We start from the raw sequence: 12499 nt of genomic DNA, 5'->3' as shown, positions 1-12499 counted from the left end.
CTAACCTCCTAAAGAGAGAAGAATCATTCGTTCATTCTTATCTTCTAATTGTATCAAAAAAAATGTCGAACAGTGAATTGTATACTCATCCAGATTCTAGAAAAGGTCAAAGATTGCTCTCAATCATATAAAGATACGACATCTGATGTAGATTTGGAACTTATCTCCTTTTTTACTTTCCTTATTCTGCATGGCACAATGAGGTCATATTTTTTAACCACTCTTTCGTTTTAGGCATATGTTACAAAAGGGTGGTGATCTGGTTGAAGCGTTTGTTTTTTGTTGCGAGTTTACTCATTATAACGGGCATATTCATCGCATCGAATATTTACACATTAATCCCTATCTATCAAAATGTCTCAGATTCACTCAATATAACTGTCAACCAAACGGTGTTTGGCGGGAGCATTTTTTCGTTTTTCTATGCGATTGGATTACTTACCTTTGGCCCACTCTCTGAGAGGTTAGGGAGAAAAAAGGTAATTGTCTATGGTTTATTAATATCCGCTGTTACCACTTGGCTAGTAGGGCTTTCCTTTAATCAAATGTCCTTATATCTTTTTCGTGGATTACAAGGTCTAGCACTTGGAAGTTTTGCCCCAGTTGCGTTCGCCTACACCTTTGAAGTATTTCCAGTTCGACACAGAACTCTAGTCCTTGCACTTATCAATAGTGGTTTCTTAGTTGCAGGTATCCTTGGACAGCTCATAAGCTCTAGTATTACGTTTTTTTACCAATGGGAATATGTTTTTTATAATTTTGCAGGCATTTATCTAGTCCTTTTTGTTTGCGGAATATTTATCTACCCAAGTGTACGGGTAACGAATCAAGCTGGGGCATCTCTATTGCAAGACTTTCATAATATAGGAAGGAATTCGACATTACTCATATGCTACGGTATTACCTTCACAATTTTGTTTACCTTTATATCGTTCTATGATGGAATTGGGCAATACTTACATGAAGAGTACTCAATCGACCCGCAAACATTAATGAACATCAGGGCTTTCGGTCTAATTGGAGCTTTCCTTTCATTATTCACAGGAAAATTGGTTCAAAATTTTGGGGATCAGCGAACATTATTATTCGGCTTAAGCTTAGGAACCTTGAGTCTATTTTCAATCTTATTGTCAGAAACACCCACAATAATGGCTATTCTCACCATACCTTTTGTTGCTTCGATATCATTACTTTTCCCATCCATTATATCCTTGGTGGGAAAGTTAGGAGAACATGCTCGAGGTTCTGCTATTTCAATCTATTCATTCACGTTATTAACTGGCGCAAGCTTTGGTCCAATCATTGCATCTGTATTAGATTTCACAGTATTATTAATGACTCTTATTGGAATATTCCTTTTCAATATAGCATTAACCATGAGGTTAAAAACCCCATATATCTAAGTGTACAACTAAACTGTTGTACCCTCAGTCTGGGAAAGTAAAACTTACTAGTCATCCCTTTAAAATTGAATGTAGACAAAGTCAGTCCTGACTTTGTCTACACTCTGAAGGGTACAACTAAATCGTTATTTTTATTTTGCACTCGCTCAAACACAACCTTAATGAATCGTTTCATACGGGATTCATCTAGTAGTTGAGGGAGTAATTCGATTTTTAGCGTAGCAGCTAAGTTCGAATGTACATAAAGCATATCGCGAAATTCATCAACGGCTCCACAAAAATAAGGATAGCATTGGTCACCTGTCCCAAATACCCCAGTGACAATTTCCTTTGTAGTGCTAGTTTCAAATGCACGATAAAGTCTCACCATTTCTATAGGGATGTCACCATTTCCCCACGTATAAGTCCCTATAAGGATGACATCAAATGATTCTAAATCGGAAAAAGGAAAATGTTCCACTTTATAAAGATAACAGTTACCTGTGTAGTTCTTCATATTTTTGTTGATGATCTCCGCTGCTTCCTCTGTATTACCTGTTATTGATGTATAAACAATAGCGACTTTCATATTTAGAGCTCATCAAACCCATTGGATTGAGACACTTTTGTATAGGTTCGTGACTTTTGTTCAAAGAAGTCCGACTTTGTTTCATTCATCATCTCATCACTAAACACCTGGATCCACGGCATTGGATTATCTTTTTCCTGATATAGATTTTGAAAGCCTAGCTGGCGTAATCTTTTGTTTGCTAGATATTCGACATATTCTTCAAATTCAAGTAGGTCAATTCCTTCAATGTCCTGCAAAATATAATGCGCCCACTCCTTTTCAAGCTCCACTGCCTGTCCAATTGCCTGATATACATACTCTTTATTTTCTTCTGTATTCAATTCAGGATTCTCTGACAAAAGAATTCGAACAAATTGTGCAATGAAATACGCATGCTGCATCTCATCTCTTTGAATGTAGCTAATCATAGTACTAGTTTTAAGCATTTTTTGTTGTCTAGCTAGATGATAAAAAAACGCAAACCCCGCATAAAAATAGATTCCTTCAAGGTTGATGGAATTAATTGCAAGCTTAAATAAATTCTCTGAATTCGGCTTTTCTCTGAAACCTTCGTATGCCTCTAGAATTAGTTGATTTCTTTTACGAACAATCGGGTCATCCTTTGCCTGATCAAAACGTTCTTTTTGTTCATTTAATGGTACAAGCGAGCTTAAAATATAGGAATACGATTCATTATGTACCGCTTCCTGCTGTGAGATTACGGCGAAGATGGCCTTAAAGCTTGAATCTGTGACGTAATCCATGACCTGATTCATTGTTGGTGTTTGCAGGCTGTCTAATGATGCTAGCTGTGTGTTTATTCGTAAGAACACATCCTTTTCAGTTGGTGTTAATTGATCCCACTGTTTGATATCATCCTGCATGTTTATTTCTTGTGCTTTCCAAAAGTTTGCGAGTAAGGTCTGATACAATGTATACATTTGTGGATATGCAATATCATTCCAGTTCAGTAGTCCTGACGTTTCCCCATTTATAATTCCGGTTGTTTTATTTGGATACTCTGGATTAAATAATTTTATTTTTCTTAAAAGCTGATCGGTAGTCATTGATTTACCTCCTCCTTAACTGTGGCACAATTCACATTCTTCAATTTCTGCTTGAGAGGTGCTTCTTACATAATACGTTGTCTTTAGCCTTTGTCTCCAAGCCTCTAAATGCAGTTGCAAAAGCTCTTTTGCTTTAATATCATGTCTTACATACAGATTAAAACTAATACCTTGGTCTATATGGCGCTGACGTGCAGCATTTTGTCTTATACTCCAGATTTGATCAACTTCATGACGTGCTTTTCGATAAAACTCATACGTCTTATGGTTGATATCCGGAGCTGTTACCTTAAATTTAAAATTCTTCTTTTCTTCTGCATATTCAGCAGCGTAAATTGGATCGATCCCATCAGTAGATCCACCAATTTTTGCTGTAGATGAATTAGGTGCTACAGCCATTAACCACCCATTCCGTACTCCGTTTTGTGAAACGTTTTGTTGCAGCTTGCTCCAGCGTTCAGATGTATAATTTCTTCGCATAAAATAAGCTCCTGTCTCCCATTCTGAACCTCTAAATTCCTGATATGCACCTTTTTCTTGTGCTAGCTCCATAGAGGACTGAATTGCATAATAAGCAATATCCTCATAGAGCTCATCAGCAAACTGGACAGCTTCATCAGATTCCCAATAGATTCCCTTTAGTGCTAACAGATGGTGCCAGCCAAATGTACCGAGTCCAACTGCTCGGAACCTTTTATTTGTGATTTCAGCTTGTTTTACAGAGATTGTATTTAAATCCACAACATTATCCAGCATTCTAACCTGGATGCGAATTAAGCGTTCTAGAACATTCTTCTGAACAGCCCTCGGTAGATTGATAGACGATAGGTTACAGACTACAAACTCACCAGGTTTACGAACGATCACAATATTTCCTTCCTCATCGATGTACTCCCTTGTAATTGCTGATGTTGACATATTTTGAGCAATTTCTGTACATAAATTACTACAAAAGATTGAAGTTCGCCCTTTTCCTAGAAGATGTTTATTTGGATTCTGACGGTTGACCTCATCGCGATAGAACATGTATGGTGTTCCAGTTTCTAATTGGGCAACCATTATTCGTGCCATGACATCCATAGCTCGATAGGTCTTACGTGGTAATAATGGATGCTGGACGGCTTCCATATATTTTTCAGTGAAGTAATATTCATTTTCCTCATCATAAAAGTCTTCAAGACCTAACGGATTTCCCGCTTTATCCTTCCAGCCCATGATTTGCTTTACTTCATGTGGACAAAAAGTATGCCACTCACCAATGCTTCTTCCGTTTTCATCAACTTCCTGAAGTTTTCTCATAAATAGGTCGGGTACCGATACCCCCGTAAAAACATCATGAGCCTTACGTCGTTCGTCTCCATTATTTGTCTTTAAATCTAGAAATCCATTCATTATGTCTTTATGGAAGAGATCTAAATAGATAGCAATCGCTCCTTGGCGTTGTCCTAGCTGATCAACACTTACCGCTGTATCATTGATAAGTCGAATCCATGGAACCACACCAGAAGAATTTCCTTTGAATTTTTTTATATCTGATCCTAAAGCACGAACCTTGCCGTAATATACTCCAATTCCTCCACCATCTTTTGATAATCTAGCAATATCCCAGTTATTCAAATAAATTCCATCCAATGAGTCATCCACTGTATCAATGAAACAAGAAGATAGTTGCCCAAAGCTTTTACCTGCATTGGAGAGAGTTGGAGTTGCAACTGTCATATATAGATGACTTAATGCCCAATAGGCCTCTTTCACAAGAGCAAGGCGGTCTGCCTTTTCCTCCTTTTTCATCAGTGTCATCGCAATAACCATGAATCGTTCCTGAGGAAGTTCATAAATATTTCGTTCATAATCTCTTGCAAGATAACGGTCTGCTAACAAAAATAGGCCAATGTATGTAAATAAAAGATCTTTTGAAGGGTCTATTACCTTCCCTAACTCGTCTATTTCCTCTTTTGTATATGAATCTAGTAAATCTGATGAATAAATACCTTTATGTGATAGTTCCTCAAGTAGGCTATAAAAACTACCGTATTTTAGAACTCGATTATAGTTTCTGCTACTTGATGCTTTCTCATAAAGCTCGTTTAGATAGAGGTTCGCTGCTAAATACGTCCAATTAGGCTGGTCCATAGCGATGTTATTTAACGCGTAAAATAAAGCGTGTTGGTTTGCATCTTGATTTGATAGATTTATTCCCTGTAATTTGTCTCTTAACTCAGTCATATCAATCTGATAATTGGTTTCTGCATAATCAAGTGATTTAAAAACTACATCCAATTCGCGATGTGTTGTGATATTCAATTTAATTCTCTCCCTTATCTTTTTTATACAATAAAAAATCCGCCCAATGAATTGAGCGGATGAAACGATAACATCAAGAGAGACCAAAATAGAAGCCCACCTGTCGCCACCGTTTCATCTTCCCAATCCCCGAAGAAGGTGAAACATCTTAAGTGAAGACAGGTCTCCTGACTTATGCGTCGTTCTAATCTGAACCCTTCCCATATAAGCACCATAAGCGGAATTCAAATATTCCATTATAGTAATCTTATACAGTGGTCTGTTCATTTCGTCAGCATATACAGTTGCGGGGGCAGTTCTGGATTTTCACCAGATTCCCTATTAAGCCGAATGGCATCTTCCCTCAAGGCAAAACACAATATATAGTTATTAAATATCAAAATCAATCAATATATACCATTACTTTTAATAATAAGTGACTACTCCTCTTTTAGCAAGACATAATTTGACAATTATTTCTCGAGAAATAATATCATGTGTTCTTCATGACGATATTGTCCATTATGTTTGATTGCATTTTTTTCAACTGCATATTTCTGAAAGCCTACTTTTTTATATAGCTCCTTTGCTGAATCATTCTCTGAATCAACTGTTAGATAGAGTTGTTCAATTTCAGGAATCATTTTGGACATTTCAATGACTTTATTTAATAATGCTTTTGCGATCCCCTCTCCTCTATTTTGATTATCAACATACATAGCAACAATATTGGCCCTATGCCTTATTTTTTTTCGTGTTTCTCTAAGAATGGTTACATTCCCTACTAACTGTTCTTCTTTAAAGGCACCAAATGTAACTGTATCTTCTGAAAGAAAACTTTTTCTGTACTCTTCTATAGGATTCTTCTTTTCTATCGCTTCTTCATATGTAACAAGAAAAGCATCTGGGTCAGTACGTAATGCTTGTTTTCTGAGTTTCCAATAACTCTCTGCATCGTCAGGTAAAAGCCTTCTAATCTTCATTATCCATCCTCCAATCACATATTCATTTTTATTTTGTGTGTTAATTCATTATAATGAGGTTTGTGGAAAAAACATACAACGTAATCACTCGTTTCGAGGAAAAATAGGGTAGACAAAGATATCAAACAAAAAGGAGGACTTTATTAATGATTGGAAAAGCCACACCGTATTTAATGTTTAATGGCAATGCCAAAGAAGCTCTAGAATATTATAAGGAACTATTTGAAGGAGAGATTTTAGACATTCAAACATATGCAGATGCAGGCTATGAGTCAGAGGATTGGGGAAAAGAACGACTCATTCATGGTAAGTTCAAAAAGAACGAATTTCTATTAATGGTGTCTGATGGTTCTCCTAGCCAAACAGTTACAATTGGCACTAATGTCTCTCTTGTGATTGACTTCAATACTGAGGATGAGATTATAAGAGTCTTTACTGTTCTAAAAGAAAAGGGAGCTGTATTAATGGAATTACAGGATACTTTTTGGGGCGCCAAATATGCCAAAATAAAGGATCCTTACGGAATCATATGGGATTTAAACTTTGAAACTAAATAGTGTAAAGCCTCCAGAACATAAATCAGGCTTTATTTCCATTTCGCTAATGTATCAAAATCCAGGAAAAATAGTCCAAAGGGAAAAGCAGTGAGAAAAAAGTACTTTTTCTCACTGCAGATTATTATTGGGACACAATCCCCTCAACTTATTTAATTATCCAATCTGTTTTACGTTTTTTCTTCTGCTCACATAGAGGAGTCCGATTGCTACAAGAATAAGTAATAGACCTACTGCTAACATATTAACATTATTCGTTGCGGTATCTGGAAGCTTGCTGCCTTCATTAGAACTCTTTTCACCAGATTCTATCGTAGTTGATTCATTTTTCGAATCATTATCTTCAGGTGCCGGTGTGCCTTGTGCAGCATTAACTTCTAACACCCCAAAGGTACTGAAGTGATCAGTAGTGGCAGTGATTTTACCATCTTTATACTCACCACCAACCAATTCCCATTCCTTTTTATCTGGATTCCAATAGAAGACCTTCACTTTGTTTGGATTATCCATAGTCTTTGGGTCAACGGTAAAAGTCATTGTGACTCTTTCGTTGAACTTGTGATAGCCTTTGCCTTCCGATTTAATTGTAAAATCATAAGCAACTAAAGCATCCTTACGATTATCCTTCTGGACTTTAATTTCTGTTTCACCATCAGGTAAAATCGAAGCAGGGATTTGAAGATCTACTACATTATTTGAAATAATTAATGTTGCATTTGCTTCTTTTAATTTCGCAATAGCTTCTTGAGTCAACGATACAAATATTGTATTTTTCTTTTCAGGAACTACAACATTTACAATTGCTCCCTCATTTAAATCGCCTAAATCATTTGCAGATACTACATATTTGTTTCCTCTTTCAACCTCTGGAGTAACAACAATCACTTGAGGTTCTTCCTCACTTGGTGGTTCTTCTTCACCAGGTGTTGTGTGAACATCTATGATTCTACCTTCAATCTCAGTAGGTATTCCTTCACTACCAATACTTACTAAATGGTCACGGAAGTTTTCCCAATCTGAAAGTCCTAAGTCCGTTACACGACCTTCTTCGTAGGCTTTTGCAAACACATCATAGCCGTCTCCGCCCTTAGCTGTGAAGGCATTTGTTGCTATGATATACATTGAATGATCATCCACCGCTATTAGGTTTCCATTCGTATCTCTAATGTAAACTTCAACTACACGTTCACCCGCTGGTTTAGAAGAATCGAATTCTACCTTTCCACCCGCAACATGCAAGAAGCCTCCATTCTCTCCAGGGAATCTGCTTACAGAAATTTCAAATGCTTCTTTTAGCTCAGCACCTGTCAATTCCATTGTTGCTAGCGTATTTCCAAATGGTAGTACAGTAATAACTTCACCAACAGTGATTGGTCCAGCATCAATTGCTGCACGGATACCTCCACCGTTTTGTAGTGCCATTACGACATTCTGCCCTGTGAATTCCCTTGCTTTTTCAAGCATTCCGTCTGTAATTAGATTTCCTAAGATTGTTTCGTTTCTTCGTACACTTGGTTTAGTATCGTCACCATTTGTACGTGGATTTTCCAGCTCAATCGGAGTTGTTACCCCGATTTCTTCTTGTGCTACTTTGTCAACCTGTGCTTTGTATGGTGCTAGGATTTCCGTTGCCTCTGGATCAGCTTCTTGGCTGCCAATTGAAACTAGTTTTCCTTCATGTTCAATCACTACCCCGTTGTCATCAAATACTACATCCAATACACCTAGGTTGCTGTTTGCATTACCAGTTTGAACAATAATGGTTGGTGTTTCATCTTCCTCAACAACTACCGGTTCCTCTAATGCTGTATGACTATGTCCACCAACGATAACGTCAATTCCCTCTACTTTTTCTGCTAGGGTTAAGTCATTATCAATAGCGGCATTATCGTCAAAACCAATATGTGTTAACGCAATAATTTTGTTTACACCTTGTGCTTCAAAAGCTTTAACAGTTTTTGAAGCTTCAGCAAGATAGTTTTCAAATTCAATCGTACCTGGACTTGATATGTCAGCAGTTTCTTCCGTTGTTAAACCGAAGATTCCTACTTTCTCACCATTTACTTCTTTGATGATTCCGTTGTAAATTTGTCCATGTTCAAATACCGTTGCTACATGATCATTGAAAATACCATCGAACTTTTCATCCTTTGAGAAATCTACATTGGCACTTACAAACGGGAAATTTGCTCCTCTTACAAAGTCAACCAATGCTTGATGTCCTTCTGCAGATGAACCTAAGTCAAACTCATGGTTACCAAAGGTCATCGCGTCAAAGCCCAGTAACTTCAACATAGCTAAGTCTGCTTCACCTTGGAATTCATTGAAAAACAACGTTCCAGTAAATGCATCCCCTCCGTGTAAAAGAAGTGCATTCGGATCTTTAGCTCTTTCTTCTTTAACCGCTGTTACTGTTTTAGGCATATTTTCTAATGATCCGTGGGTGTCATTTGTGTGCATAATAGTAAGATCAAATTTACCAGTCGGTATATCAGCTGTTAAATCAACTTGAACCATCACTGGATCATGATCACTCGCACGTCCGGCCATGTCAGTAAAGTCTGCATTAATATGAAGAATATCAATTTTCGTGTTCTCTACTAATCTATTTGAAACTAAAATATGATCTAGAACCTGAGAATTTCCTTGGTAGAGGTAGGTGTAACGGTCACTCTCGTCCACTTTGTTAATCATATTTGTCATTAAATCGCCTTCGTGGATTTTAAGAGACTCAGAGAACTGGTAATCATTAAAATCACCAACTGATACAACATTTGCATTCGGATTATCCGTTTTGATTTCTTCTACGAAATTATAAACAATATTTGCAATTTTTTTACGTTGAAATTCACTTTCCAGTACTGGCGGTTGAGTTGAACCGAATAGTGGAGTATCACCAGATTTTGAATTCCAATGATTTGCTATTACAACTACATCTTCACCTTGGAAAGTAAATTGTGCTGCTAACGGTTTACGACTATTGTCAAATGCAGGGTTTGTAGGATCAATACGACCTGGATTATACGTTAATTGACCATTCTTATAACCCACCGCGGTAGTCGCATCCCCTGCAGGAATATCTGCTGGTAAAGAAACACGATCCGGGTTATATAAGAAGCCAACACGGATATTTGCATTAGGTGCTCCACCATCTTGATTGTTAACAGGATCAATATTTAAATATTGATATTCAGGTCCCCCAGCAGTAACAATTGCTTGAATTAAACGTTCATAGCTCTCATTCGCAGCTGAATCTCCTGTATCTTGCCCATTATTATCTTGAACTTCTGTTACACCGATGATGTCAGGACTATCCATATCTTGAACAAATGCTCTCGCAAGTTTTTGTGCTTTGTCATTAGTTGTTGATTTCGTATTATTAGAGAAGTTTTCTAGATTATAAGAAGCAATGGTAAGCTTATCATCTTCCTTAACGATCGTTGTTGTCTCAGGTTTTGTATCACCCTCAACATGCTTTGATTCCATTACGTCTAAATCTACGTAAATTTTATAATTTTGGTAGCCATAGTTAACGACACCTGTAATAGGTCCAGTAAATTTGTCTCCTGTAGCTACTTCAAAATCTCTAGCAGCATTATTATCATATAATTTGAATTGGATACGGTCCGGATTAGCATTGTCTTCAGTAAATAAAACTCCGCCATGGATTGTATCTGTTTTTCTATTTTCTAAAACCGTAATTAAATCTCCATGCTCTTGAGGCGCAACAGCCTTAACTGTCCCAACTTCAACAAGCATACCTTCTATGCTTTCCCAGAAATCAATTGCATCTTCTTCTGGGTCAAACTCCGCAAAACTATCATTATCAATAACCTGATTTGGAAGGTTATCTTCAGTAATTTTAATTGGCTCCGGTAATTCAACCTTCTGTTCAATTATAGATACCACACCACCATGGTCATCTCTTGCATTGATTTGTGTTACAGATAGGTCTGTTTCTTGTTTTGAATCATAGTATCCATCAATATGGTACTCGTCTACTGTACCCGTTACACTTACTAGATTACCAAGTTCAACGTTTGCTTGATTCCCTGTGTAAACGACAATTCCTTCTGATGTGCTTGGACTATCATCCGTTTGATCGTCTGGGGTTTGCATATGAAAATAGTTACCACTACCGATTTTATAAGTATATGTTACGATACCCTTCACATTTTCAACCGTTTTTCCAGCTAGTGGAGATTCATGAGATTCTCCCTGGATATCATGGATGTTAATCTCTTTTGCGTCGTAAACTTTATAAATAAATTCTTTTACTTCGCTTGTTGTAAAACCTTCTTTTACAGCAACTGCTTTGATTGTAGTATCTTGATCAACCTTTATTGCTGTACTATACTTCTGGCCATTCTCAACTGATGGAGTAGATCCATCTGTTGTATAGTAAATGTCTGCACCTTCAGTTGTAGTAGATAACGTGACTGAAGTTCCTGATGGAATTGTGCCTGATGAATGTGATGCACTGACTGGCTGAACTTTTGTTGCATCTACTACAATATCAGCTTGTTCACGAGGAATAATTTGATAGTCTGTATCAAATTGTTGGACAATACCGGTTATTGAATCATAAGTAGTTCCAACAGCTAAATCTAATGAACCATTTTCATCACGTACTAAAAATTCAGAGCCATCTTCCGCTTTTGCTGTAAAGTTTGCCCATCCATTTCCTTCATTCACATTTACAAGTTCAACATTCTTTACAATTGCCAATTTCGATTCATTTGCTTCATTAACGTTAGCCCCTGCTAATTCAACTGGAGCAGGTACACCTTTTTCTGCTGTTTTTTCAATTATCTTTGCAGAATCTAATTGCAATAATCCTCGATACTCTTGTAATGAACCACTAACTGTGATTTCATCACCAAGTTGAACATCTAATGATGTTGGGCGAACAGCAATTGCAGCCGTCTCATCTTGGATATGAATTGTATTTTTCAAAACGGCAGTTACAATGCCTTTCACTGCTGCTTTACCAGTTCCTTGCGCGCGTGCATCAGCAATACTGATTACAGTCGGTTGTTCAGGTTCTGGAGTAGGTTCTCCTGGGTCAGAATCACCGTCTAAAAATTCAAAAGATGATGGGCTTTTTAATCCAGGGACAGCAAAGTATGCCTCTAAATTCCCAGTTATAACTATCTTCTTTTGAAAATTTTCAGGATGATTAACTAAGTTTAATTCTGTACGAATACTATTATTGGGTAGCTGTACAGGTAAGATTTTAGTAGGATCACTTTCGTTTGGATCATCAGCTAAACCTAGATTTGTATCAATAGTAAATGGTTCAACCTGATCGTAGTTTTTCCCACTTATTGCTGTTCCTACAATATACCCTTGCACTGAAGCTTTCCCAGTATTATTTGCTATCGCATCTGCAACTGTTAGATATGACTGTTCTTCATTTACACTTGCATTTTCTTCAGCAGCACTTACAGAAGGTGCAAAGTTCAATAGTATACTAGGAACTATTAAGCTAAAAACAAATAATACTGATAGTATTTTTCTTACTAAGACTTTTTTCACAGTTTTCTCCCCTCACTTCGATTTAGTAGAATTTGGTACGCCTACAGATTAATGGCAAATAGTAATGTAGGTCAATGAAATTTACGAAAACTAAACAAAAGTTTTACTTATTTTTAGCATA

General features: G+C 37.0%; 7 protein-coding genes and 1 riboswitch. Of the genes, 2 read left to right on the top strand and 5 right to left on the bottom strand.

Annotation, left to right across the window (positions count from 1 at the left end; translation table 11 throughout):
- The first annotated feature begins 263 nt into the window (after nucleotides 1–263).
- Nucleotides 264–1403 (top strand): MFS transporter, encoded by a 1140-nt coding sequence (locus tag CZ490_RS01495; protein WP_142255319.1) that lies wholly within the window; start codon nucleotides 264–266, stop codon nucleotides 1401–1403.
- Between the two features lie 97 nt (nucleotides 1404–1500).
- Here the strand turns inward: CZ490_RS01495 and CZ490_RS01490 are convergent, their stop codons facing one another.
- The 4 genes from CZ490_RS01490 to CZ490_RS01475 form a co-directional block, all read right to left on the bottom strand.
- On the bottom strand, nucleotides 1501–1971 hold the full coding sequence (locus CZ490_RS01490; RefSeq protein ID WP_077617215.1) for a flavodoxin domain-containing protein: 471 nt from the start codon (nucleotides 1969–1971) through the stop codon (nucleotides 1501–1503).
- Nucleotides 1972–1973: 2 nt separating this feature from the next.
- Nucleotides 1974–3020 (bottom strand): ribonucleotide-diphosphate reductase subunit beta, encoded by a 1047-nt coding sequence (locus CZ490_RS01485; protein WP_077617214.1) that lies wholly within the window; start codon nucleotides 3018–3020, stop codon nucleotides 1974–1976.
- Between the two features lie 15 nt (nucleotides 3021–3035).
- On the bottom strand, nucleotides 3036–5318 hold the full coding sequence (locus tag CZ490_RS01480) for a ribonucleoside-diphosphate reductase subunit alpha (RefSeq protein WP_407639800.1): 2283 nt from the start codon (nucleotides 5316–5318) through the stop codon (nucleotides 3036–3038).
- Nucleotides 5319–5464: 146 nt separating this feature from the next.
- A riboswitch (cobalamin riboswitch) is annotated at nucleotides 5465–5680 on the bottom strand.
- A gap of 96 nt (nucleotides 5681–5776) precedes the next feature.
- Nucleotides 5777–6286, bottom strand: a complete 510-nt coding sequence (locus tag CZ490_RS01475) for a GNAT family N-acetyltransferase (RefSeq protein WP_077617213.1) — start codon at nucleotides 6284–6286, stop codon at nucleotides 5777–5779.
- Nucleotides 6287–6432: 146 nt separating this feature from the next.
- On the opposite strand from CZ490_RS01475, the gene CZ490_RS01470 reads away from it, so the two are divergent.
- Nucleotides 6433–6843: a VOC family protein gene (locus CZ490_RS01470; RefSeq protein WP_077617212.1), complete on the top strand. Its 411-nt coding sequence runs from the start codon at nucleotides 6433–6435 to the stop codon at nucleotides 6841–6843.
- Nucleotides 6844–6996: 153 nt separating this feature from the next.
- On the opposite strand, the gene CZ490_RS22585 is transcribed toward CZ490_RS01470, so the two are convergent.
- Nucleotides 6997–12378 carry a 5'-nucleotidase C-terminal domain-containing protein gene (locus tag CZ490_RS22585; protein ID WP_234987149.1) on the bottom strand — a complete coding sequence of 1794 codons (5382 nt, stop codon included), beginning with the start codon at nucleotides 12376–12378 and terminating at the stop codon, nucleotides 6997–6999.
- Between the last annotated feature and the right edge of the window lie 121 nt (nucleotides 12379–12499).

The sequence above is a fragment of the Litchfieldia sinesaloumensis genome (assembly GCF_900156865.1).
Lineage (GTDB): Bacteria > Bacillota > Bacilli > Bacillales > Bacillaceae_L > Ferdinandcohnia > Ferdinandcohnia sinesaloumensis.
The sequence above is the reverse complement of the archived record's forward strand: the minus strand, read 5'-3'. Positions and strand labels throughout refer to the sequence as shown.

Coding starts and splice junctions, on each gene's coding strand:
- CZ490_RS01490 (WP_077617215.1), bottom strand. CDS start 1,971: ATGAAAGTCGCTATTGTTTATACATCAATAACAGGTAATACAGAGGAA.
- CZ490_RS01485 (WP_077617214.1), bottom strand. CDS start 3,020: ATGACTACCGATCAGCTTTTAAGAAAAATAAAATTATTTAATCCAGAG.
- CZ490_RS01475 (WP_077617213.1), bottom strand. CDS start 6,286: ATGAAGATTAGAAGGCTTTTACCTGACGATGCAGAGAGTTATTGGAAA.
- CZ490_RS01470 (WP_077617212.1), top strand. CDS start 6,433: ATGATTGGAAAAGCCACACCGTATTTAATGTTTAATGGCAATGCCAAA.